18 protein-coding genes and 1 pseudogene are annotated in these 25,050 nt (G+C 57.1%); 12 read left to right on the plus strand and 7 right to left on the minus strand.

The annotated features are described in order from the left end of the window. Nucleotides 1-5 precede the first annotated feature (5 nt). Complete coding sequence (locus G3A56_RS26290) at nucleotides 6-2,975, plus strand: Tn3 family transposase (protein WP_003501156.1); 2,970 nt, start codon at nucleotides 6-8, stop codon at nucleotides 2,973-2,975. A 41-nt stretch (nucleotides 2,976-3,016) separates the two neighbouring features. On the opposite strand, the pseudogene G3A56_RS26295 reads toward G3A56_RS26290, so the two are convergent. After that, nucleotides 3,017-3,886 (minus strand): annotated as a pseudogene (locus G3A56_RS26295) (ISL3 family transposase); the annotation flags it as partial. A 274-nt stretch (nucleotides 3,887-4,160) separates the two neighbouring features. Here G3A56_RS26295 and G3A56_RS26300 point away from each other — a divergent pair. The 6 genes from G3A56_RS26300 (at nucleotide 4,161) to G3A56_RS26325 (ending at nucleotide 10,268) form a co-directional block, all read left to right on the plus strand. Continuing rightward, nucleotides 4,161-5,099, plus strand: coding sequence for a cation diffusion facilitator family transporter (locus G3A56_RS26300; protein WP_003501216.1), 939 nt, complete (start codon nucleotides 4,161-4,163; stop codon nucleotides 5,097-5,099). A 128-nt stretch (nucleotides 5,100-5,227) separates the two neighbouring features. Then, the gene (locus G3A56_RS26305; protein ID WP_035226356.1) at nucleotides 5,228-5,866 is read left to right on the plus strand and encodes a DsbA family protein; all 639 of its coding nucleotides are present in this window, start codon (nucleotides 5,228-5,230) and stop codon (nucleotides 5,864-5,866) included. Further along, nucleotides 5,863-6,738 (plus strand): peptidylprolyl isomerase, encoded by an 876-nt coding sequence (locus G3A56_RS26310; protein ID WP_003501213.1) that lies wholly within the window; start codon nucleotides 5,863-5,865, stop codon nucleotides 6,736-6,738. Before G3A56_RS26305 ends, G3A56_RS26310 begins: the two co-directional genes overlap by 4 nt. 99 nt (nucleotides 6,739-6,837) lie before the next feature. Next, nucleotides 6,838-7,836: a L,D-transpeptidase family protein gene (locus G3A56_RS26315; protein ID WP_107341923.1), complete on the plus strand. Its 999-nt coding sequence runs from the start codon at nucleotides 6,838-6,840 to the stop codon at nucleotides 7,834-7,836. 63 nt (nucleotides 7,837-7,899) lie between these two features. Next, entirely contained in the window at nucleotides 7,900-9,546 is a 1,647-nt protein-coding gene (locus G3A56_RS26320) for a phosphoethanolamine transferase (protein WP_035226354.1), read from the plus strand. 23 nt (nucleotides 9,547-9,569) lie between these two features. Next, a complete protein-coding gene (locus tag G3A56_RS26325; RefSeq protein WP_003501207.1) occupies nucleotides 9,570-10,268 on the plus strand; it encodes a L,D-transpeptidase in 699 nt (232 codons plus the stop codon). Between the two features lie 339 nt (nucleotides 10,269-10,607). On the opposite strand, the gene istB is transcribed toward G3A56_RS26325, so the two are convergent. The 3 genes from istB to G3A56_RS26340 form a co-directional block, all read right to left on the minus strand. Then, nucleotides 10,608-11,366, minus strand: coding sequence for an IS21-like element helper ATPase IstB (gene istB / locus G3A56_RS26330; protein ID WP_082182890.1), 759 nt, complete (start codon nucleotides 11,364-11,366; stop codon nucleotides 10,608-10,610). Next, complete coding sequence (istA, locus tag G3A56_RS26335; protein WP_137039966.1) at nucleotides 11,363-12,859, minus strand: IS21 family transposase; 1,497 nt, start codon at nucleotides 12,857-12,859, stop codon at nucleotides 11,363-11,365. Before istA ends, istB begins: the two co-directional genes overlap by 4 nt. A gap of 78 nt (nucleotides 12,860-12,937) precedes the next feature. Next, nucleotides 12,938-13,828 (minus strand): endonuclease/exonuclease/phosphatase family protein, encoded by an 891-nt coding sequence (locus tag G3A56_RS26340; protein ID WP_137067690.1) that lies wholly within the window; start codon nucleotides 13,826-13,828, stop codon nucleotides 12,938-12,940. 227 nt (nucleotides 13,829-14,055) lie between these two features. On the opposite strand from G3A56_RS26340, the gene G3A56_RS26345 reads away from it, so the two are divergent. From G3A56_RS26345 to G3A56_RS26355, 3 genes are all read left to right on the plus strand, one after another. Beyond that, nucleotides 14,056-16,710: a heavy metal translocating P-type ATPase gene (locus G3A56_RS26345; RefSeq protein ID WP_137088042.1), complete on the plus strand. Its 2,655-nt coding sequence runs from the start codon at nucleotides 14,056-14,058 to the stop codon at nucleotides 16,708-16,710. 161 nt (nucleotides 16,711-16,871) lie between these two features. Next, nucleotides 16,872-17,372, plus strand: a complete 501-nt coding sequence (locus tag G3A56_RS26350) for a copper chaperone PCu(A)C (RefSeq protein ID WP_062428154.1) — start codon at nucleotides 16,872-16,874, stop codon at nucleotides 17,370-17,372. A 282-nt stretch (nucleotides 17,373-17,654) separates the two neighbouring features. Further along, on the plus strand, nucleotides 17,655-18,983 hold the full coding sequence (locus G3A56_RS26355; RefSeq protein ID WP_003501192.1) for an Nramp family divalent metal transporter: 1,329 nt from the start codon (nucleotides 17,655-17,657) through the stop codon (nucleotides 18,981-18,983). 289 nt (nucleotides 18,984-19,272) lie between these two features. Here the strand turns inward: G3A56_RS26355 and G3A56_RS26360 are convergent, their stop codons facing one another. The 3 genes from G3A56_RS26360 to G3A56_RS26370 form a co-directional block, all read right to left on the minus strand. Continuing rightward, entirely contained in the window at nucleotides 19,273-19,689 is a 417-nt protein-coding gene (locus tag G3A56_RS26360) for a MerR family transcriptional regulator (protein WP_052820789.1), read from the minus strand. Nucleotides 19,690-19,856: 167 nt separating this feature from the next. After that, nucleotides 19,857-20,369, minus strand: a complete 513-nt coding sequence (gene lspA, locus G3A56_RS26365) for a signal peptidase II (RefSeq protein WP_052820775.1) — start codon at nucleotides 20,367-20,369, stop codon at nucleotides 19,857-19,859. After that, nucleotides 20,366-21,067, minus strand: a complete 702-nt coding sequence (locus G3A56_RS26370) for a L,D-transpeptidase (RefSeq protein ID WP_164056919.1) — start codon at nucleotides 21,065-21,067, stop codon at nucleotides 20,366-20,368. The genes lspA and G3A56_RS26370 overlap by 4 nt, the downstream gene beginning before the upstream one ends. Before the next feature lie 840 nt (nucleotides 21,068-21,907). On the opposite strand from G3A56_RS26370, the gene cyoA reads away from it, so the two are divergent. Both cyoA and cyoB read left to right on the plus strand, forming a co-directional pair. After that, complete coding sequence (cyoA, locus tag G3A56_RS26375; RefSeq protein WP_107341912.1) at nucleotides 21,908-23,026, plus strand: ubiquinol oxidase subunit II; 1,119 nt, start codon at nucleotides 21,908-21,910, stop codon at nucleotides 23,024-23,026. A 17-nt stretch (nucleotides 23,027-23,043) separates the two neighbouring features. Next, the gene (gene cyoB / locus G3A56_RS26380) at nucleotides 23,044-25,044 is read left to right on the plus strand and encodes a cytochrome o ubiquinol oxidase subunit I (protein ID WP_062428156.1); all 2,001 of its coding nucleotides are present in this window, start codon (nucleotides 23,044-23,046) and stop codon (nucleotides 25,042-25,044) included. The last annotated feature ends 6 nt before the right edge of the window (nucleotides 25,045-25,050 follow it).

Below are 25,050 nucleotides of genomic sequence, written 5' to 3' on the forward strand. Positions count from 1 at the left end.
GGCTGATGGCGTTTCTCGATGAGCAATCGCGTGCCGTTTTATTCGAACCACCCGAAGCTTATGAAGATGCGCAAGCGCGCTATGCACTGACTTCCGAGGATATTGTCTTCGTCAAGGAACATCGCCGGTCGCATAATCGGCTTGGCTTTGCGATCCAACTCGCACTGGTGCGTGATCTGGGCCGTCTGCTGCGAATAGGCGAAGTTCCACCTCAGGCGGTTGTCTCTGTTGTCGCCGACCAGCTGGGCATCGACCCTGCAGTGTTCGAGTTCTACGCCCAGCGCGACGAAACGCGCCGGGAACACGCGCGCGAGATCGTCTCTGCACTGGAGCTTCAGCCTGTCCGGACGAGTGACTATCGCGAGTTGATAACGGCGGCGGCACGCGAGGCGGCGGCCACTGAACAAGGTGCGCCGATCGCCAAGGCCGTGATCGAAGCCTTGAAGGAACGAAAGTTGCTCGTTCCTATGCCGGAGCTGCTGATCCGTCTGGCACTGGCCGGCCGGGCGGCGGCGCGTCGACAAGCCTATCGCGAATTGATCCGGGATCTGGAGCAGCCTTCGATCGAGGCGCTTGATCAGCTCCTCGCTGAGCGGGCCGGCGATCGGAGCCACCTTGGCTGGATTGCGGAAGCACCTGAAGGGGCGAAGCTGAAGAACCTCAAAGGCTTGATCGCCCGCCTCGAGGTATTGCGCTCAGCCGCCATTCCCGACGACCGTCGCAAGACGATCCATGCCAATCGCTACGGCATCATCGCCAGGGATGCACGCATTCTGCATGCCCGGGAGATACGACGCCTGACATCCGAACGTCGCTACGCCACGCTGGCCGCCTTCGTCATCGAGAGACAGGCGTCGATCACCGACCTGACGATCGACATGTTCTGCAAAATGATTGGGAGCAACCGCCGCAAGGCCGAGATCAGCCGCACGGAACGCCGGCTAAAAGAGGCCGAGGTTCTTGATGGGGTGGCGCTTGAGCATCTCAAGCTCGGCGAGGCGCTTCTGGCCGCTCGTGCGAGCAAAACCGATCTTGCATCGGCGATCGCAGCCTCCCTCGGCTGGGACGGATTGGTCGCCAGCATGGCGGCAGCCAGATCTGTCGTCCACCCTGATCGCAGTAACGAATTCGACGAGCTCATCAAGCGGCACAAATCGTTGCGCAAGCTGGGCAGACTGATGTTCCGCACGTTCTCGTTCCGGTCGTTTCGTGCTGATGATCCGATCCTTGTAGCAGTGGACCATCTGCGCGCGCTCTATGGCGGCCGGAAATTGCCGGCGCAGGTGCCGCTCGCCTTTCTGACCCGCAAATGGCGACGCTGCGTGCGCCCGAACAGTGCCGATATCGACCTGCGCGCCTGGGAAGTGGCGGTCCTCGTTCACCTGCGAGAGCGTCTGAGGGCCGGTGACATCTGGGTCGAAGGCAGCCGGGCATGGCGCAGTTTCGAGGATTATCTTCTGCCTCGGCCGATCTTCGAGCTGATGCGCGCCGAGGGGCGGCTCGGGCTCGCACTCCCCGACAGCTTTGCCGAATGGCGAGCAGAACGGACCGCCACGCTCGATGCGAAGCTGAAAGAGCTGGCAAAGGCGGCGGCTGCCAATGCTATTCCGGATGCAGCGATTTCCGACAAGGGCCTGTCGATCTCGCCGATCCGCGAGGAGGAGCGCGACAGCATCGTCGCGCTCAGCCGCCGACTATATGTTCTGGTGCCACGGATCAGGATCACCAGCCTGCTTGCCGAGGTGCAAAGCTGGACCAAATTCCTCGACAGCTTCACGCATTATCGTACCGGTGAGACGGCAAACGACGAGGCAGCGCTGATGGCAGCGATCCTTGCCGACGCCACCAATGCCGGAGCCGAACGTATGGCGGAAAGCTCACGCGGCGTCACGATCCACCAGATGATGCTGATGGTGGACAGGCATATGCGATCGGAAACCTACGCCACGGCGACCGCCGTGCTGGTCGATGCGCAGCAGGCCCATCCCTTTGCCGCGATCTGGGGTGACGGCCATATCTCCTCCTCGGACGGACAGTTCTTTCCGGCTGGCGGGCGTGGCGAAGCCAGCCTCGACTACAATGCAAAATACGGCAAGCGACCGGGGGCGTCGATCTATGGCTTCCTGTCCAACCGTTTTGCTTCCTTCTTCTCCCGCATGATCCAGGCATCCGAGGGCGAAGCCCCCTACGTTCTCGACGGCCTCCTTCACAACGAAAGCTCCGTCGAAATCTATGAGCACGCAACCGATACCGCTGGCGCCACCGAAACGACGTTCTCCATGTTCCACGCCTTTGGCTACAGGCTCATTCCCCGTATCCGCAATCTCGGCAATCGCAGGCTCTTTGTCATTGATCGCGATCCGGCTTACGAACCGCTCGACGCGCTGATCGCTGGAACCGTCAACATGGATGTCGTCGAGCACCACTGGGATGAGGTCTTGCGGCTGAAGGCTTCGATCGCTGCAGGTTTGGTGCCGCCTTCCGTCATCCTCAAGAAGCTGGCAGCGTCGCCGCGACAAAACCGGCTGAACCAGGCCCTGCGCGAAATGGGCCGGATAGAACGCTCGATCTTCATCTGCGACTGGCTGCTCGATACGAAACTGCGCCGCAGATCGCATGCGATCCTCAACAAGGGTGAAAGCCGTCATGCTCTCGCACGCGCCATCTTCCTCCACCAGCTCGGCGAATTGCGCAACCGCGTCGCCGAAACCATGGCTTACCGCGCGTCCGGTCTTAACCTCGTCGTCAACGCCATCATCCTGTGGAACACTGTCTATCTCAGCCGTGCTGTCGATTATATCAGCAGTCAGGGTATTATCATTCCGGACGAGCTGCTCTCCCAGGTCGCACCACTACCATGGGCGCATATCGCGCTCACCGGCGACTACCTCTGGAACGAAATTGACCGACCCCTCGAACGCTTCAGGCCAATCCGGGCTAACCGCTTCAATCCAAACAACTTCAAATTCCCTTAGCGTGTATTAATGTAGAAATGCCCACGGAGCCCCATGTCGAGAATTGCGGCGTTGGTGTCTTCCCGTCGAAGATATCCCTCGTACTGGATCCTCTCGGCGGCCGTCAGCAGTTCGGGGTTGATCGTGGCCGCTCCGATCGCAGTTCGGATCTGGCGCATCGATTTGCGCACCGCATCGAGGAATGCCCGGCTGGCGTTCTCCATTAAGTGCCAGCGGTCAGCGACCTGGGTGGCGTGTGGCAACGCCTTGGCTGCAGCCGTCGCGTAACCACCGCCGCGGTCGCGAGCGACGATGCTGATCTGAGGTTGGTCCGAGAGCCAGGCCTGGGCCGTCGACGGCTCCCGATCCGGCAGGAGAGCAATGGTTTTGCGCCGTTCCAGATCGCAGATGATGGTCCCATAGCGTTGATTTCGTCGCCACGCCCAGTCGTCGATACCGATCACGGTGGGTGGGACAAAGCGCGGACTGCCGCGTCGCCGCACGACGCGCAGCAGCGTATCGTTGCTGACCGGCAACATCAGCCTTTTGGCAAAGGTGGCCGCTGGCCTGCCACCCAATGCAAGTCCGAGATGATGGACGATGTGGTCAAGCCTGGCGGTTCGCCGCGCCGAAGGCGCGAGAATGTCTCCGTCGAAGCGCTCGGCGAAGATTCGCCGACCGCATAGCAGTGCATCGCAGTGGAACCGGCGCGCTTCAATGACAAGCCGAACGGGCTTTCCCACCAAGGGCAGGTCAGCCAGGCGTCGTTGATATCGACTGTGGATTCGTTCCGACCTTGTTCCACAGATTGGGCAAAAGCTTGCTTTGCTAGTCGGCCGGACTGCGATCAACATGACGTCGTCATCAATGGCTGTATTGTCGACTATAAAACCGCGAGGGACGAGCGTCGACGATCTGAGCGAATGGCCCATGGTATTGATTCCTTGCGTGAAACCAACATCAGCCAGCACTTGATTTCATCAAAAGTGAGTCAGAGCCCCGTTACGACGCCGATTGACATCTCGGCAACGGCATTTATATGCTCAGCTAAACTGGGAGCGGAATTTCTCCATTCCTGTTCAACAGCCGGTCAACCATAAAAATTTGCGACAGGCCTGGTTGTCGTAACTGTTGCCGAGCCGCCATTGCGAACAGGGGAGCAGCACCCTACGTTCCGAGCTACTGAACACAACGGATGGAACAACCATGAGCGTAGCCAACGAACACCGGCACGAGCCGGGTGACGATCATGAGCATGACCACGCACAGGTCGTGACAAATGACAACGAACGGCGTATCCGCTTTGTCTTCATCTTCACTATCTGTTACGCAGCCATTCAGGCAGCGGGAGGCTGGCTGTCTGGTTCACTCGCGCTGATCGCCGATTCCGGGCACATGCTGTCTGACGCTGCAGCCCTGCTGCTGGCCTTGATCGCATACCGCATGGCGCGACGGCCAGCCGATGCCACGCGCACTTATGGCTATCACCGCGTGCGCGTGCTGGCCGCGCTAGCGAACGGTGCGACCCTTCTGCTTCTGGTCCTTTGGATAGCCTGGGAGGCCATAAACCGCATCAACCAGCCGGTCGACGTCATGGCAGGACCGATGCTGATCGTTGCCGTCATTGGGCTGCTCGTCAATCTTGCAGGCGCTTGGGTGCTATGGTCCGGCAACAAGGGCGACGCAAATCTGCGCGGCGCATTCCTCCACGTCATCGGCGACCTGCTTGGATCTGTAGGTGCAATTGCAGCAGCGGTCGGCATCATGCTGACCGGCTGGACCATCCTCGATCCCTTGCTCTCAGTTCTCGTTGCCGTTCTCGTCGTCCGCTCGGCATGGGGTCTGGTGACGGATTCGATCACTGTTCTGATGCAAGCTGTTCCCCGCGGCATCAAGGCCCGAAGTGTCGAAACGGGTCTGGCTGCGCTGACCGAGATATCCGAAGCTGGACATTTTCACGCCTGGACGCTGACGGACGATACCATCGTGGCGACGATCCACGTCACTCCGGCTGAAAATACCGATCCGCTATCGCTTCCCCAGCTGGTGGCAGGCTGGCTGAAAGAGCGCTACGCGATCGATCACGTCACGGTTCAGGTCGATCCACCTGGCTCGCTCGTGAAAGCAGAGGGATCAAATACCTAAAATTCAGGCCATGACTATGGCGATCAGCGGAATGTGATGCCGCTGTCGCTCAAAATCTGCATTGCGCCTCTTGCAGCTCAAGCTACTAGAGGTTTTATCTTGCGCGCGATTTGCAGTCGGGAGAGCACATGCAGCGCAGACAGATAATGATCGGGGCAACGGTTACGGCAATCACAGCGCCTTTGTTTTACAACCGCAAGGCTGAGGCGCAGAGCGCACCGGTTGGACTGATGGATCCCGGCCCGCTTCCCGAACGCATATTCGGAGCAGCGGATGCGCCGGTGACGGTCATCGAATATGCCTCGATGACCTGTGGGCACTGTGCGAATTTTCACATCAACATCTGGCCCACGCTCAAAAAAGAGTTCGTCGATACAGGCAAGGTGCGCTTCATCATCCGCGAGTTTCCGTTTGACCCGCGCTCGACGGCAGCCTTCATGCTGGCCCGATGCGTGGGGGATGACAAATGGTACGCGACGGTCGACCTGATGTTTCGCAGCCAGTCGACATGGGCGCGTGCATCCGACGGCAAGCAGGGTTTCCTGTCCGCACTTTCCATGACCGGCCTGGACGAAAAGCAGCTTGAGGCCTGTCTTGCCGATCAGGCCTTGCTGGACAACGTTAACAAGATCGCAGCGACGGGCCGGGAGCTTGGCGTCACTTCCACACCCACGTTCTTCATCAACGGGAATAAGTATGAAGGCGTCATTCCGGTCGATGAATTCCGCTCGATCGTTGAGCCTCTTCTCAAGGAAGCCGGGAAATGATCCACCATCCGCGTCACGCATTCATCATCACCACCATTGCGCTTCTTTGTGCCACCACCGCTTTTTCACAGGATACGGCAAAAGATGTGGCGGCGCGTGTAAATGGCGCCGAAATCACCCAATCGGACGTCGCCTTCGCCGCACCCCTCTTCGGTGACCCGGCTCCCAACATATCCCCCGAAGCCCGCACCTCTGCCGTGGTCGATGCGCTGGTCGACATCAAGCTGCTTGCTGAGGCCGCGCGCAAAGCAGGGATAGATAAAGACCCGGAATATCAACGGCAGCTGAACTTTCTGTCCGAACAGGCACTGCGTTCGACCTATCTATCGCAGCAGCTCGACAAGGCCGTCTCCGATGCAGCGATACGCAAGATCTACGATCAGCAGGTCGCGGCAATTCCGCCCTCAGAGGAAATCAAACTCAGCCATATCCTGCTGAAAAGCCGCGAGGACGCGACCGCAGTCATCGCGGCGCTGACCGCAGGCGAAAGCTTCAAAACATTGGCCGCCAGCCGCTCAACCGATACGGTCACCGGCAGCAAGGGTGGCGATCTGGGTTTTCGTCCCCGCCAGGCACTGCCAGCGGAAATCAACACAGCACTTGATGGGCTTAAGCCGGGCGATTTCGCAAAAACGCCGGTCGAGACAGCGTTCGGCTTCCATGTTGTGCGGCTGGACGAAATGAGAAACACACCTCCCCCTTCGTTCGAAACCGTTGCGCCGCAAATCCGTCAATCTCTAGAGACGGCAGAAATTCGCCGGATCGTCACGGGCTTGCGGTCCAGCGCCAAGGTGGAAAAGCTGGTACCAGACGTCGCATTGCCGGCGGCAAGTGACGACGGTCATAATCACGACGGCCAGAACGCGGAATAAGCCACACTCATGCCTACATCGAAATTCAGCCGTGTCTGTCTTCGCCGCTACGACGCTGTCTGCCGCCTTCCGCGGCTGGCGGCGCTCGCTCTCGCCGGCATGCTCATGTCGGGTTGTGTTGCGATGGACATGGGCCTCTCCGAGCTTTCCTCAGAGCCGCCGAAATTGTCAGGCGCGGTCATCGCGGACATGTCGAAAAAGGGCATGACGCCCGCAAGCCCTGTGCTGGTTCGCATTTTCAAGAAGGAAAGTGAGCTGGAGGTCTGGAAGATCGACCGCACAGGCAATTATGCGCTCCTGAAGACCTACCCGATGTGCCGCTGGTCCGGCAAACTCGGCCCCAAGAAAAGCGACGGAGACCGGCAGGCGCCGGAAGGTTTCTACCATGTCTCCGCTGGAATGCTGAATCCTAAGTCGCAATATTATGTCTCTTTCAATCTCGGCTATCCGAACCGTCTGGAATCGGCGCTTGGCTATACCGGCGATGCGCTGATGGTGCATGGCGCGTGCTCGTCTTCCGGCTGCTACGCCATGACGGATCAGGGCGTTGGAGAGATCTATGCGATCGTGCAGGAGGCTTTGCGAAGCGGACAGGACCGCTTTCAGGTTCAGGCCTATCCATTTCGAATGACGGCCGAGAACATGGCGCGTCACCGCGACGATCCGAATATGCCCTTCTGGCGGACCTTGAAGGAAGGGTACGACATATTCGCGGTGACGCGCCGTCAGCCGAAAGTTTCCGTCTGCGACCGGCGTTACGTGTTCAACACCGAGTTCACGGGCGGGGAACCCAGAGATCCTCTCGCCGCCTGCCCGGCAGGCGTGTCGCAGAATGCAGCAAGTCTCGTTGCGCAACTCGATACCGAGCGCCAGAAAGCCGAAACGGCCTTGTCGGCCTCTTCCTCCGTCGCGGCCCTCGCCTATGTCGATGGCGGTATGCATCCGAGCTTCCGCTCACTGTTGAAGAAACAGGGAGCGACAAAGATGGCGGAGGCGGTATCGGGCATCAAGTATCCCGTCAGCCGGCCGGATGCGGCGCTTGCCGATCCCCATGAGACCTCGAGGTCTTGGAGACCTGTACAGTCCGCGGGAAATTAAATCTTAACTCTTAAATTCAAGGCAACGCACCTCATCTCGTGACGTTGCGGCAAGGGAGCCAGATTGAGGTTCTTTAAAACTTATCGCCCGTCGCTAGACTACCGTCTGCTCGCACTTTTGGCAGCCTTATGTTTCTGGGCGTTTTCAAACGCGACATTCTGGGAAAAGGCCGGGCGTTATCTGGCGGACGAGATGGGCGCATTCTTGGCGCTCAATCTCGTCATAGTTGCGTTGTTTTTTGTCCTGACGATTCTTTCAGCTGTCAAATATCTCTTCAAGCCAGTGCTTGTGTTGCTTGTCTTGCTGGCTGGAGGCGCGTCCTGGTTCATCGACAATCTCGGCGTGTTGATCGATACGGATATGGTGCGCAACGTTTTTGAAACGACCTCTGCCGAGGCCGGGGACCTGCTGACTGCCGGTTACTTCCGGCACATGCTTCTCGTTGCCGTTATTCCCTCTCTCCTCATCTTGTGGGTTCGGGTCAGATTTCCATCCGCCGAACGCGTCGTGTTGTGGAATGTTGGCATCACGGCTTCCTGCATTGCAATCATCGCCGGTAGCGGAGCGCTTTACTACAAGCCTTATTCAGCCGTTATACGGACCAAGCGTGAACTGGCGAAAACCCTCAATCCGGTTACACCTCTCGTCTCTATCGCCAAAGTGGCTCTGGCGACAGGAAATGAAAGAAACGTTGTCGTCAAGCCGCTGGGTGAGGATGCAACCGTGACCACTCCGGTGGACGGCTTAAGCAAGCTACGCGTTGCTGTCATCGTCGTTGGGGAAACGGCGCGCGGTGCTAATTTCTCTCTCGGTTTCTATGAACGCGAAACCAATCCGCTTCTGAAAAAACAGGACGTCACCTATTACTCCAATTTCGCCAGCTGCGGCACGGCAACCGACGTCTCCCTGCCGTGCATGTTCTCCAATCTGAAACGTTCGGGCTACACCCATGCTGGAGGATTAGAGAATGAAACGGCGGTCGATGTTCTCAGACGGGCAGGCATCGACATGACGTGGATCGAAAACAACACCGGCAGCAAGGGCGTTGCGGACCGGGTTCGCGTCGTCAATATTTACAATTCCAACGATCCACGCTTCTGTGCCGATGGCACCTGCGACGACGAGATCGTTCTCGAAAAGATTGATGAGTGGCTCTCAAACGTGAAGCAGGACAGCGTCCTCGTCTTCCATCAAATGGGCAATCATGGCCCGGCCTATTACAAGCGGTATCCTGAGGCGTTCCGTAAATTCGTGCCCGAGTGCACGACCACCGAGCTGGCGAAATGCAAGGACCAAGAAATCGTTAATGCCTATGACAATGCCATCCTTTACACCGATTTCGTCCTGTCCGGCATCATCGACCGCCTGAAAGCCCGGACCGATACGCTGGCGACAGGTATGCTCTACGTCTCCGACCACGGGGAATCGCTGGGGGAAAATGGCCTCTATTTGCACGGCACGCCCTATTTTATAGCGCCCGACGAACAGACACGCATTCCACTGCTAACCTGGTTCAGCCCGGAGTTCGCAGCCTCGATGGGGCTTGATATCCGCTGCCAGCAACAAAGACGCGAAAACACATTTTCGCACGACAACCTGTTTTCCAGTCTTCTCGGCATGATGAATGTATCCACCAGCGTTTACGAGCGTGATCTGGACATGTTTGCGGCCTGCCGTGGCGGCCAACACCAACCCTCTCTCAATAACTGAAATTGCAAATCACGGGGACTTGAATGCTATTCGATGATAAACAGCTTAAACGCCGGGGCTTCCTGCTGGGAGCCGCTTCCCTGACCACGATGCTGGCGGGATGTGCGACGGTAAATCAGCCTGCTCCGACACCGGCCATTGCCCGCAGGCCGATCGGCCCGCCAGGCGAAGCCGAAATGATCACACGCTACGCGGGCCTCGAAGATGGCGGCCACAAGCTGCCAGCCGTACCGTTTCAGCAGATCGATCCCAAGTTTTACCGTCAGCGCGTCGAAGATCCGACAGGCGAACCTGCGGGAACGGTCGTCGTAGATACGCCATCGAAGTTCCTTTATGTCGTCGAACCAGGTGGCACGGCCATGCGTTATGGTGTTGGTCTCGGCCGCGCCGGTTTCGCCTGGCAAGGCGAAGGCATCATCCAGTGGCGGCAGAAATGGCCGCGCTGGAAACCACCGGCAGAAATGATTGCACGGCAACCCGAACTGGAAAAATACTCGGTCGAGAACGGTGGACAGGAACCGGGACCAAGCAATCCGCTCGGCGCACGCGCGCTTTATATCTTCCAGAACAGTCAGGATACGCTCTATCGTCTACATGGCACGAAGGAATGGTCATCCATCGGCAAATCGGTTTCCTCCGGCTGCGTCCGTCTGATCAATCAGGATGTCATCGACCTCTATGAGAGGGTTCCCTACAAGGCTCGGATCGTCGTCAAACAATAGACAGCTAACAGCAGATTTTATGGCTTCTACCGGGCATATATATGCCCGGCGTGTTGAACCGATGCAAAAACCACAAACCGCCAGCCTGAGTTTAATTAAATGACAGATCCGCAACAACCGGAATGTGATTGGATCCAAAATCGGGGCCGACCCGCCAACTTGCCAGTCTTAAAGCACCCGAAACCGCGATATGGTCAATCATGGAACCTGTCAACGGCGGAGTAAAAACCGGCCACGGGGCGGAGCAAAAGTCGGCCACTATGGCGGCCGCCTGAGACCGCCGGGAGGGCGTAGCCCGAGCGGGGGTCTCAGGCGGGGGCGGCGATTTTTTGAGAGGTGTCAGCCGGCCTTTCGGGCGCGGCTCTGGGCGAGACGATAGCTGTCGCCGTTCATCTCGAGGATGTTGACGTGGTGGGTGATGCGATCGAGCAACGCGCCGGTCAGACGCTCGGATCCCAGGGTTTCGGTCCATTCGTCGAAAGGCAGATTGCTGGTGATCAGGGTGGCACCGCGCTCATAGCGTTGCGAGATCAGCTCGAACAGCAACTCCGCGCCGGTCTTTGATAGCGGGACGAAGCCCAGCTCGTCGATGATCAGTAGCTTGTAGGCCGCCATTTGCTTCTGGAAGCGGAGAAGACGCCGCTCATCACGCGCCTCCATCATCTCACTGACCAGGGCGGCGGCCGTGGTGAAGCCGACGGACAAGCCCTTCTGGCAGGCGGCCAGGCCGAGGCCGAGAGCAACATGCGTCTTGCCGGTTCCACTGGGACCGAGAGCAATGACGTTCTCGCGGCGCTCGATCCATTCGCAGCGGGACAGTTCCAGCACCTGCATCTTGTTGAGCTTGGGGATAGCTGTGAAGTCGAAGCTATCCAGGCTTTTGACGACCGGGAATTTGGCCGCCTTGATGCGACGTTCGACCTTGCGGCGATCCCGCTCGATCGTTTCCCGTTCGGCAAGCCGGAACAGGTAGCCGACGTGATCGACGCCCTCGGTTGCGCATAGCCGGGCCAGCTTCTGGTGCTCGCGCTGGAAGGTCGGCAGCTTCAGGGCCTTGAGATAGTGCGCGAGCAGGATCTCGGGTGCTTCGGTGTTCATGCGGCTTCTCCCGCATCCGACGACAGGAGACGCATATACGCCTTCGCCGAGGTCGTCTCGACCGTCGCCCTCGGCAGATAGGGGTAGATGGACAGGTCCAGTCTGGGCGGCCGGCGTTCCACCCGGCACAGGATCAGATGCTTGACGGCGTCAAAGCCAATGGCGCCAAGCTGGATCGCCTGCTTCACCGCCGCATGCAGATCGGCGAGTTCGAAGCTCTCCAGCAGGCGGAGGACCTGCACGTACTCACGCCGGCCGTGCTTGGCCATGCGGCCTTCCATCAACCGGCGCAGCGTAGCGAACTCTTGCGGCAAGTCCCAGCCCTGGAGGGGCGCTGCCTGATCCAGCGAATTGATCTTCTGCTCGATCAGCGGCAGGTAATGGACAGGATCGAAGACGACGTCTTCCCGTTCCCAGCACCGAGGATGGCGGGCGATGATCTCGCCACGGCAACCGATGACCACTTCGTTGACATAGCCGCGCACCCACACATCCTGATGGCCATAGGCGACCGGGACGGAATAGTCGTTGGTCTTGTAGCGCACCAGCGACTGCGCCGTCACCTTGGCACTTGCCTGGTCGCAGGCATCAAATGGCGAGGCTGGCAAGGCGCGCATGGCAGCCAGATCGCGCCGCAAGCGCTCGCCGATCGTCTCGCTCTCGCCGCGCAGCCTGTCGCGCTGGCGCTTCCGGCACTGCTCCTCCAGAAAGGTGTTGAACGCCTCCCATGTCGCAAACTGCGGGATCGGCACCATGAAGTTGCGCCGGGCATAGCCGACGAGACCCTCGACGTTCCCCTTGTCGTTGCCCTTGCCGGGACGGCCATAGCGATCCCGGATAAGGTAGTGGGACAGGAAGCCGCTGAACAACGTCGCGCGCTTGCGGGTGCCGTCAGGCAAAATCTTCGCCACCAGGCAACGGTCGTTGTCGTAGACGATCGACTGTGGCACGGCCCCAAAGAAGGCAAATGCATGGATGTGGCCGTCGACCCAGGCCTCGGCCACCGCCGCCGGATAGGCCCGCACATAGCAGCCGTCGCTATGCGGCAGATCGAGCACGAAGAAGCGCGCCTTCTGCTCCACGCCGCCAATCACGACCGTCGCCTCACCGAAGTCCGCCTGCGCATGGCCGGGCGGATGCGACAGCGGCACAAACACCTCTTGTCGGCGCTGATCCCGATCGCGCATATAATCCTTGATGATCGTGTAGCCGCCGGTGAACCCGCATTCGTCGCGCAGGCGGTCGAACACCCGCTTGGCCGTATGGCGCTGCTTGCGCGGCACCTTCAGGTCTTCATCGAGCCAATGGTCGATCGTCGAAACGAACGCATCAAGCTTCGGACGCCGGATCGGTGATCGCCGCTGATAGCCGGGCGGCGTCGAATAGGCCACCATCTTGGCCACGCTGTCGCGCGATATGTTGAAATACTTTGCTGCCTGACGCTGCGTCATCCCTTCGGAAACAGCCAGGCGAACCTTGAGGTATAATTCCACGGTGTAGATCCCCTGTCCCTCCTGCGATCATTGCAGAAAGGAAATAGGTGGCCGGATTTTACTCCGCCCGCAGAAGCATTATGCCGCCGCTACCGTGGACGACTTTTGCACCGCCGCTCTCATGGAACCGAATCTGAACGGTAGCCGACGGCTGAATCGTGTCATCACAGGAACATTGCTTGCACGTGCGAAGAATAATCCGCTTTTCTCAAAAAATCTCGCAAAGTAGGGTGACCACGGCGGTGTGTTCCAGTCACCGGCAACAATAAGCTTCGCGCCCTCTTTTTCAGACAGGACAGCATCCGCCAATCCGTCGAGATAAGCGTTTCGGCCTTTCCAGCGGGCTGGCGAACGCGGTGTATCGGGATGTAGTGCATAAAGAATCAGCGGATCATTTTCCGTCCCCAGAACGAGGCGCATCGGATATCGCTCATACGCCTGCGCGGACGAAAGCCTGACCTCCGAGAGAATAGGAAGACGCGAAAAGACTTTCATATCGTCGCGCGCTGGCAGGTTAGAACTGCTTTGATAGCCAAACAGGCCGCTAGCCGCGATTGCTTTCTGCCAGCGGTCTTCAGTCTCTTGAAGAAAGAGGACATCTGGCTGTTGCTCCGTCAGAAACCGCAGAAAACCCCCAGGTTCCGCATCATTGTGCATCAGCAGGTTGGCTGAGATAACGCGTAAATTCCTGTCCGCAGCCCCCTGCGGTGCCTGAGGCTGCATAAAGAACGGCATCAGACTTGCCAGAAATGCAAGGGAACACAAAAGCCGCGCCGGTCGCTCCCCAAGAAGGAACGTCGCGAGCAGCAGGCAAAAAGCGGATAGAGTGACGTAGGGCCAGAACAGGAAAACAATATCGAATAGCCAGAGGCTACTTCCGAATATCAATGCAGAAAGAACGCCGCTCAAACTGCAAATCGAAATAAAAAGCAGACTTTTTCCAAGCTTACCGTTGCGGACAGAAGTCATTCATTTCACCACATTGAGCATAAAGAGCCGAGACGGTAAGTTTAACATATTAGCTTTAATAATATATCAAAGCGAGTATGCAATAATCTGTTCGCTTCCGAGAACTCGTCACGGATATCGTGAAATCCAGCAGTTTTCACCGAAATGCAAAAGAGCAAAAATTTCCCATTGCGTCTCTAGTGGCTAGAGGTCGTAAAGCTTGCCGTATCAATATGGGGATACATGATATGGTTGAGCCACTTCAGACGAGATTCCGGATCGAGGGCATGGACTGCGCTTCGTGTGCAACCAAAATCGATACGGCGATCAGGCGCATGCCTGGCGTTCAAGATGTTTCGATTTCCGTCTCCGCCGGGACCATGACAGTCGAGCATGACGACACAATCGATGTCGAGGATATGGGAAAAAAGGTCACCGGCCTTGGATATCCGACGAAGCTTATTCCCGCCAAGTCTAAAGCGGTGCCATCTGCTATAGAACACGTCCATGGGCCAGGCTGTTCCCACGATCATGATCATTCACCTGATGAGCACGCGCAGGCGCACGATCATGGTACGACTCCCCACGAGCATGGCTTTGCTTGCATGAACAAGCATGGCAACGAGACGCACTCCCACGACCATACCCATGAGAACAACGGTGGGCACGATCACTCTGCAACCTCTCAATCAAGCCAGAGGCCGATCCCGGATGGTCAGGCCCGTTTCCACGTTGGTGGAATGGATTGTGCTTCATGTGCAAGCAAGATCGACACTGCCGTCCGTCGCATTCCGGGTGTTGAAGATGTTAGTGTCTCGGTGACCTCGGGGACGATGACGGTCAAGCACGCGTTCGCTGATCTCAAAGCTATTGAGAAGCAGGTTTCTGGCCTTGGATACTCGGTCGCACCGATCATTCCTACCGCGAAGCGGTCCCCCGCTACTTATTCAGGATCGCAAGACGATGCTGGCCATACCAACGGACAGGCGTCAGCGGACGTTGAGTTGGAGGGTCTTCACGGTCATGATCATAGGCCAAGCGAAGGGCCGTGGTGGAGTAGCCGCAAGGGGCGCCTGACGATAATCGCAGGCGGATCTCTGACTGCCGCATATGCTATCGGCAATCTGGTTCCGGCCATAGATACTTACGCCTTCATCATCGCCATGTTGGTTGGCCTTATACCCATCGCCCGTCGTGCTTTTATGGCTGCGAGGGCAGGCACTCCCTTCTCCATTGAGATGCTGATGACGATCGCCGCTGTCGGCGCATTGATTATTAACGCTACCGAAGAGGCGGCGGCCGTTGTCTTTCTATTCCTTGTTGGTGAGCTCCTCGAGGGCGTTGCGGCTGGCAAGGCTCGCGACAGTATCAAGTCTCTGACAAACCTCGTGCCCAAGACGGCTTTGCTGGAAGAGGGTGGGAAGACCCGCGAGGTTCCGGCAGAGGTGCTTGCTGTCGGTTCAATTATACTTGTTCGCCCCGGTGACAGGATTTCGGCCGATGGCGTGATAATGTCAGGTGAAAGTTCTGTCGATGAGGCACCCGTGACGGGTGAAAGCGTACCGGTCCGCAAGGTGATCGGTGATAACGTATTCGCAGGTACCGTCAACGGCGACGCGGCACTGCGCGTTCGTGTCACCGCTGCAGCCGAAGACAACACCATTGCTCGCGTCGTCCGCCTGGTCGAGGAAGCCCAGGAATCGAAGGCTCCGACAGAGCGGTTCATCGATCGCTTTTCGAGATACTATACACCGGGCGTGGTTGTCGTTGCCGCGTTGGTTTCCATCATCCCACCTTTACTTGTTGGCGGCGAATGGAGTGAATGGATTTACAAGGGGCTTGCGATCCTTTTGATCGGCTGCCCTTGCGCCCTCGTCATTTCGACACCTGCTGCCATTGCCGCTTCACTGTCGGCGGGCGCACGGCGCGGCCTTCTCATGAAGGGCGGCGCAGTTCTCGAAGGGGTCGGCAGGGTGACTGCAGTCGCGTTCGACAAGACGGGGACGTTGACCGAAGGAAAGCCCAAGGTGACGGATGTTATTCCTTTCGGCCGCAGTAGTCCCGAGGTACTCCGTTATGCTGCGGCACTTGAAACCGGATCAAGCCATCCGCTGGCGGTCGCGATCCTCGCCAGAGCGGATGAAGACGGGCTCGATGCTCCAGCTTCGACCGATGCCAAGGCACTCGGCGGCAAAGGCGTTAGCGCGGTCATCGACGGCGTGGAAGTCTTCCTCGGATCTCCGAAGGCTGCTGCCGAGCGTGTGACGATTCCGATAGCGCATTCGCTGCAGATTACCTCTCTGAACGAGGATGGCAAGACTGTATCCGTTTTGGTAATCGGCGATGTACTTGCAGGTGCCATCGCCATGCGCGACGAACCCCGAGCGGACGCGATCGAGGGCCTTAAGGCACTGACCGATCTCGGGATCAAAGCAATCATGCTTACGGGCGACAACGCTCGCACGGCATCAGCCATTGGCGCTCAGCTTGGCATTGAAGTTCGTGCAGAACTGATGCCTGAGGACAAGCAGCGTATTGTTGGCGAACTCAAACAGGAAGGTTACGTGGTCGGCAAGATCGGGGATGGCATCAACGATGCTCCCGCTCTCGCTGCGGCAGATATAGGCATCGCCATGGGTGGCGGCACGGACGTCGCGCTGGAGACCGCCGATGCCGCGGTACTCCACGGCAGAGTCGGGGATGTCGCTCTCATGGTCGATCTTTCGAAGCGTACGATGCGAAACATTTTTCAGAATATCACCATCGCGCTCGGCCTCAAGGCTGTGTTTCTCGTCACCACCATTATGGGAATCACTGGCCTCTGGCCCGCTATCCTGGCAGATACGGGTGCAACTGTGCTTGTTACGATAAACGCCTTGCGCCTCCTGCGCCCCATACGTTGAAGGCAGTAAAATGATCAGGAAAATTGTATTTGGAGGGATCCTGCTGATGGTAGCGACCTCGGTCGTATTCAGTCTGGTCGGGGTCCTCGCTGTCTGGAATCCAAAGGAGCTTTTCCAGTACCAAGACGGTCAGACGGTGTCGCAGTGAGAAGGAGGAAGCAATGAACAAGAGATCGAATTCGACAATCCGCGTCGCCGCGACAATCTTTGCATGTCTGCTTGCTGGAACGGCGTTTGCACATGACTTCAAGGCAGGAAAGCTGGAACTTAGGCACCCTTGGTCGGCACTGGCTCCTCCGGTCGCTCCGGTGCTGGGTGGCTATGTGACGATCGTCAACACCGGACAGGAGTCTGACCGTCTTGTCGGTGGCACGACTAACATCGCCGAGAGACTGGAAATCCACGAGTCCTCCCTGGTGGATGGGGTAGCGAAAATGCGTCCGGCGAAGCAAGGCCTCGAAATTGCCCCCGGTGCTACCTTGGCGCTTCAACCCGGTGGAACCCACATAATGCTGGTCAAGCCCATAAATCGGCCGGTCGAAGGTGAGAAGTTCAAGGCGACGCTCCTGTTCGAGAAAGCAGGAGCAGTGGAGGTCGAGTTCGTTGTGCAGAAGCCGAAACGAGAGTCGGGCGAGGATCATTCCGGCCATCAAGATCCATGATTAGTGGCCTAGAGCGTTTTCACAGGACCTCTATCAACCTCAGGGTCGACAATCCCTCCGCAGTTGTCTGGTGAAGCCTCAGGCGACTGCTAATATGGTTGAGTGCGATGATACTTGCTGGGTTCCTCTTGTATTTCGATGCTGAACGGCATCAGAGCAGGTGCGACCCGAGCAGATCCCGGTTCATCGCCCGCCTTGGAAAATGCACTTGTCAATTCTCAAACTTCATGCGAATGATTTGCAATAGCAACTAAGCAAAAACCAAGAATCGTAGGTGAATCTATGGACAGTCCGGTAAAGGGCTGGCGGCGGGCCGGAGGGGAAGCGTCGCTGTCTGACGTGCATCGATCCATCGCGGTGGCGACCGGGCAGGGCACATTTCGCCGGGCCATGGCTTTCTTTGGTCCAGGCTACCTGGTGGCAGTCGGGTATATGGATCCTGGAAACTGGGCGACCTCTCTCGCCGGCGGATCCCGCTTCGGCTATGCGCTTTTGACGGTAGCACTTGTGTCGAACATCATGGCGATCGTGCTCCAGTCGCTCTGCGCCCGTCTCGCGATCGGCTCCGGGCGAGACCTTGCGCAGGCTTGCCGCGATGCCTTCCCTCGACCGGTCGGCATCGTCCTCTGGATCCTGGCAGAAATAGCGATCATCGCTACCGACATAGCGGAGGTGATCGGCACTGCGATCGGGCTCAACCTGATCTTCGGCATCCCACTGGAACTGGGAGTCGTCATCACGGCACTGGACGTCTTCCTCATCCTGTATCTCCAGAAGCTAGGTTTCCGTTGGGTCGAAGCGCTCGTAATCACGTTGCTGGGTGTGATTACCGTCTGCTTCACCATCCAGATCGCGCTTGCGGATCCCGACTGGGGACAAGTCATCCTCGGATTTGCCCCGACCACAGAGATCGTCACCAACCCGGATATGCTGTACCTCGCGCTAGGGATTCTTGGTGCAACCGTCATGCCGCACAATCTGTATCTCCACTCAGGGATCGTGCAGACACGCGCTTACGGCACAACAGTCCCCCAGAAGCGGGAGGCACTCAAGTTCGCCACCCTCGACTCGACAATCGCCCTGATGTTTGCGTTGCTCGTGAATGCCTCAATTCTGATCCTCGCAGCGGCCACATTCCACAAGACAGGCCAGACGACGGTGGCCGAACTCGGTGAAGCGCATAGCCTTCTTGCACCGCTGCTCGGTCTTGCAATCGCCCCAACGTTGTTCGGTATCGCGCTCCTATGCTGCGGTATCAATTCGACGGTTACGGCGACACTGGCTGGACAGATTGTCATGGAAGGCTTTTTGAACATCAGGCTCGCGCCCTGGCTACGACGATTGATCACACGCGGTATCGCCATTATTCCGGCTGCCGGGGTTACGATATTGTTTGGAGACGGTGGAACAGCGCAACTCTTAATCCTGACACAGGTGGTGCTCAGTCTTCAACTCTCGTTCGCAGTGTTCCCGCTTGTGATGTTCACATCCGACCGGGCGAAGATGGGGGAACTGACGGCTCCTTACTGGCTGACTGCTTTCGCTTGGCTGATTGCAATCGTGATCGCCCTCCTGAACATCAAGCTTCTTGTGGATTTCGTCGCGTCCTAACGTAACGAAATTCGCCCTCTGACACGGAAGGATGCGAAGATGATTATGATTTATGATGGGCCGCCAAGTATATTCTCATGGGCGAAGAAACCCTGAGCTTCCTGAGACTGGCGAGAAGGCTTCAGACCCTTCTGCTATCTTCATTTCCTATACTGAAAATAGGAGCGCTTTCCGGCGGCAGCGCCCTCATCTCAACGGAAAGCCCTAATGTAGGCGGTGGTTGAAAGGGTCATCAGTTACCCAGATTGCAGACGAGATGAACGAAACGTAGCTCGAAACGAGCAACCTGTCAGTCGTGTTCCGTCGAGCAAAGACAGTGGTTGGCAAGAGCCCGAATTACGTAGCAGTCGCGTACCTGGTTGGAATTGCAGTGCGTTGAGATCCGCTCCAGTTCTGCTTCCAATTTTTTTAGGCGCTGGATCTTCTCACGGACGGTTACGAGTTGCTTGGCGGCAATACCGTCAGCTTCCTCGCAAGGTTTCTCCGGATGCTGACTAAGATCGATGAGTTCGCGGATGGCCTCGATCGTCAGTCCCAGCTCGCGTGCGTGCTTTATGAAGGACAGCCGCTCACGTTCCGTCTTCGAATAGCGTCGCTGATTTCCTTCCGAGCGTTCCGTATGCGAGAGAAGCCCCATCTGCTCGTAATATCTGATCGTCGGAACCTTTACCCCAGTCGTCTTCGATAAATCACCGATTGTCAGCATATGAATACTCCAGTCATGACATGCAGCGTCGAACCACTGCGGTTTGTTCGAGTTTGAAAAGAAACTGACGCTATCGAAACGTGATGGGGTATCCAGCACAGAATTTTGATATGAGGATGAGTTGTTGAGATCAAGTTCCACTGCGATCGTGTCGCTACGCCTGACAATCATGTCTTCCCCAACGAAGTCGCATGTCGGTCCGGACGCAATGAGATCGCGACAAGAAGGAAGGCCCCACAGACGATGAATACGTCTGCCAGATTGAAGGCTGGCCATGACCAACCGAAGGCGTGGAAATCCAGATAGTCCGTGACGCTCAGGTTCCAGAAGCGATCGATGACATTGCCGCTCGCGCCTCCTGCAACCGCCGTGATCGAAACCCGCTCTGCAACAGTCTTTGCCATTACCGCCCAGATCACCAGCGCTATCACGATTACGCCTTGAAGCAGCGCGAACAGTCGTGGAGCCGATCCCATCGTGTCGGAGAAAAGGCCGAAGCTGACACCCGGGTTATAGGCAAGCATCAGGTTGAAGAATGGGGTTACCGGGATTACTCTCGGTGGATCCATCAATTCGGTTACAACCAGATACTTCGTGGTGAGATCGATCAAGCATAGCGCGGCAACCCAGAGAAGGACGAGAGCGGCTCTGGCTGTGATCTTGTTTAATGATGCCTTCATCGGATTCCCTGTTGCATGACGACAATCCGGGCCTTTGACGGGACGGTTTCATAAAGCTCCATCACATCCTGATTGATGAGGCGAACGCAGCCTGACGAAACGGCGTGGCCGATTGAACGCCAGTCCGTGGTGCCGTGAAGCCGGTAAAGCGTGTCCTTGCCATGCTGGAAGATGTAGAGAGCACGAGCACCAAGCGGATTATTGGGGCCGGGTGCCTGGCCGCCGTTCGCATATGAATATTTCTGTAGCTCTGGTTGTCTCGCTATCATCTCCGGAGGCGGTGTCCACTGGGGCCATTTCTGCCGCCACTGGATTATTCCTTCACCCGACCAGGTGAAGCCCGCGCGCCCGATACCGATACCGTATCTCATTGCCGTGCCAGCATCTTCAGTGAGATAGAGGAACCTGTTGCGAACATCGACGACAACAACGCCCGCAGGCTCGCCGGTGAGGTTTTCAACGCGCTGCCGATAGTATCTCGGGTCGATCTTTCGAAAGGGAACTCTAGGTAACCGGTAGCCGCCGTCGCTCCTTGCAGCGTAGCGGGCCTCAAGCTCACGTTCGCTCGGTTCCATTTGACTGGCGGGCCTGACGACAGCCGCCGCTGTAGAAACCGGGCTTCCAAAGACGGCTGATGCCAATGCACCACCAGATAGAGCGACGAGTGACCGACGTTTCATCAGACGCGGTTTGAGCATGCATATCCCCATTTGAAGGACACGTTTGAATCCTCCACATTACTGATTCCGTACAATTCTACGATCTCTAGTAGCTTGAGGTTCAAGCGCTTGCTGACAGCTAAGGTCGGGTCTCAACTAATTGTGTAAGGCTCGTGATGGAGTGCGCCTTATCATCAGGGACAAATTGGCGCAGTCACAGATTGGCAGCTTTTGTTTCAGTTCGACCTTTGCTAGTCATCTGTTGATTTATGTCATTTTGCTTGTCTGGAACGAATGATCCGCAGCGTTTTAACCAGTTGGAAGACCGTGGCTGTCCTGACGATGATCTTCATTCAGATCATCTCCGGAAGCCTCTGCTCGACTCCGTTGGAAAATCGCACATTCGTTCCGCCCGGTGTCGCTACCTTCGTGCAGGAACGAGGTTCACCGGTGGATAACAGGAAACTCCTCTTGTCTGAGGCCGACCATCACGTCCGCTGCGAGCAGCGGTCTCTACAAGCAGAACTGTATGATTTTAGATTCTCGGAAGGACTGCGATATTCCGTATCCGCGGACCTCCTTCGTGAAAGCCAGATCTATCTGATCTCGCGCCCGCCAAAATACCTGAGCTAAGGCAATCTGTTCGGCACTGTGCACGTACGTCTTACTGAATCAGTTCGACCATGGATCTCTTACGCCCAAGCCATTCTTCGCCGATATCTGGCGGAGCGTGTGAGCTACGTATCGGGACTTCTCAAGAGCAGCCGGATTCCATCCTGAAATCATAATCCCTTACATCGGGAGTCGAAGGTGTCTTTGTCAAAAAAGCTCTTTCTCCTCGCTGTTGGCACCTTTTTGCTCCCGCTCGGTGGATGCAAGATGGTCGTAATGTCGCCATCCGGCGATATTGCACGTCAGCAGGCGGATCTCATCGTCATCGCAACCGTGCTGATGCTCCTCATCATCGTACCGGTCCTGTTTCTCACCTTCTATTTTGCCTGGCATTACCGCCATTCCAACAAGAAGGCGAAATATGACCCGGAGTGGCATCACTCCGTAAAACTTGAGATGGTGATCTGGTCAGCGCCGCTTGCCATCATCATCGCGCTGGGAACTATCACGTGGATCAGCACTCACAGACTTGACCCATATCGCCCACTCGACAGGATCGATGCAAATCGTCCTGTTACACCCGACATCAGGCCGATCACCGTAGAAGTGGTCGCACTCGATTGGAAATGGCTGTTCTTCTATCCGGAGTACGGAATTGCTACGGTTAATGAGCTTGCTGCGCCCGTAGATGTACCGATCAACTTCAAGCTGACTGCATCATCGGTCATGAATGCATTCTATGTGCCGGCGCTCGCCGGGATGATCTATGCCATGCCCGGAATGCAGACGAAACTCCATGCCGTCATCAACGAGACCGGCACCTACGATGGTCTTTCTGCCAACTATAGTGGAGACGGCTTCTCTCAGATGCGGTTCAAGTTCCTTGGATTGAACCAGGGTGATTTCGATCAATGGGTCGCGCGTGTCAAACGGACCGGCACGGCACTCAACCGGGACAGTTACTTGAAGCTTGAGAAACCGAGCACGGCCGAACCTGTACGTTATTACTCCACGGTGCAGGAAGGTCTCTACCGCTCGGTGCTCAACATGTGCGCCCGTGAAGGCCAGATGTGCATGGATGAGATGATGCACATCGACAAGATGGGCGGGGCAGGTGTGGAGAGCCGGGAAAACCGGGCGCGCCTGGAATACGACAACCGCCGGACGACCGGCGCAGCCGAAGACAACGATGTCGCACCCGCCCCTGTCACAGGCACCCCAACCCGCGGCGAGAGCCCCGCGAACGTCATCGATAGCAAGGTGAGCCAGCCGTCGATGCCGATGAACCATAGCATGAAGAACATGCAGCATCCCACCACACCCGAAAGCGATGAGAGCGGGCAGGCACCCGACCGGCTCGACGCTGAAGTGCCCGCAAAACCCTGAAGGATTCGACAGATAAGATGTTCGAAAATCTAACACTCGCTCAACTCGTCTTCGGGCGGCTCACCTGGGAAGCGATCCCTTACGATCCAATCATCCGCAGCACGTTTGTTGCCGTGGTTATCGGTGGCCTGGCCATCGTGGGATTGATTACGAAATACAAACTGTGGGGTTATCTCTGGAGGGAATGGTTCACATCTGTCGATCACAAAAAGATCGGCATCATGTACATCGTTCTGGCGCTCGTCATGCTTCTGCGCGGCTTCGCCGACGCGATCATGATGCGTATTCAGCAGGCCATCGCCTTCAACGGCAACGAGGGATACCTGAACGCCGACCACTATGATCAGATATTCACCGCCCACGGCGTGATCATGATCTTTTTTGTCGCCATGCCGTTCATAACAGGGTTCATGAACTACATTGTGCCGCTCCAGATCGGTGCTCGCGATGTGTCATTTCCGTTCCTGAACAATTTCTCATTCTGGATGACGACGGCGGGTGCGATCATCATCATGATCTCGCTATTCGTAGGAGAATTCGCAAAGACCGGCTGGTTGGCCTATCCGCCGTTGTCGGGTGCCGATTACAGCCCTGGCGTCGGTGTGGACTACTACATCTGGGGTTTGCAGGTAGCCGGCATCGGAACAACGCTGTCGGGCATCAACCTCGTTGCGACCATCGTCAAGATGCGCGCACCGGGGATGTCTCTGATGAAAATGCCTGTTTTCACTTGGACCTCGCTTTGCACCAACATCCTGATCGTGGCGACATTCCCGATATTGACTGCAACGCTTGCGCTGCTGACCGCAGACCGCTATCTGGACACCAACTTCTTCACGAACGATCTCGGCGGTAACCCGATGATGTACGTGAACCTGATCTGGATGTGGGGTCATCCGGAAGTTTACATCCTGATCCTCCCGGCTTTTGGCATCTTTTCGGAAGTTGCATCTACGTTCTCGGGCAAGCGGCTGTTCGGCTACGCGTCGATGGTCTACGCGACATGTACGATCATGCTTCTTTCTTATGTGGTCTGGCTGCATCATTTCTTCACGATGGGAGCAGGTGCGTCCGTCAACGCCTTCTTTGGAATAGCAACGATGATCATTTCGATCCCGACGGGTGCGAAGATGTTCAACTGGCTGTTCACGATGTACAAGGGAAGGATCCGTTACGAACTGCCGATGTACTGGTTGATCGGCTTTATGGTGACATTCGTCATCGGCGGTATGACAGGCGTCATGCTGGCTATACCTCCTGCTGACTTTGTGCTGCACAATTCGCTCTTCCTGATTGCCCACTTCCACAACGTCATCATCGGCGGCGTGCTGTTCGGCCTGATGGCAGGAGTAACCTATTGGTGGCCGAAGGCCTTCGGTTTCAAGCTCGATCCGTTCTGGGGCAAGATGAGCTTCTGGTTCTGGCAGATCGGTTTCTTCGTCGCCTTCATGCCGCTCTATGTGCTCGGACTAATGGGCGTGACGCGCAGAGTTTCGCAGTTTGATGATCCCTCGTTACAGATCTGGTTCATCATCGCCGCATTCGGGGCGGGCCTGATTGCACTCGGTATCCTGTTCTTCATTATCCAGATGGTCGTCAGCGTGATGAGACGCGACCAGCTCCGCTGCACGACGGGCGATCCATGGGGTGGCCGAACCCTGGAATGGGCTACTTCCTCGCCGCCGCCAGAATACAACTTCGCTTTCACTCCAGTGGTCCATGAGATGGACGCATGGCACGACATGAAGGAATGTGGATACGCGAGACCACTGGCCGGATACAAGGCGATTCACATGCCCAGAAATACTGGTGCCGGTGTCATCCTTTCCGGTATCAGCATCGCGCTCGCCTTTGCGCTCATCTGGTACATCTGGTGGCTCGCCATCGTATCATTCGCAGCGATCATTATCATCTCGATCGCCCACACCTTCAACTACAACCGCGACTTTTATATCCCGGCAGCAACAGTTGCCGAGGTCGAAGACGCACGTTCGAAGCTGCTCGCCCAGGGGAACTGACATGGC

The organism is Rhizobium oryzihabitans (assembly GCF_010669145.1).
Lineage (GTDB): Bacteria > Pseudomonadota > Alphaproteobacteria > Rhizobiales > Rhizobiaceae > Agrobacterium > Agrobacterium oryzihabitans.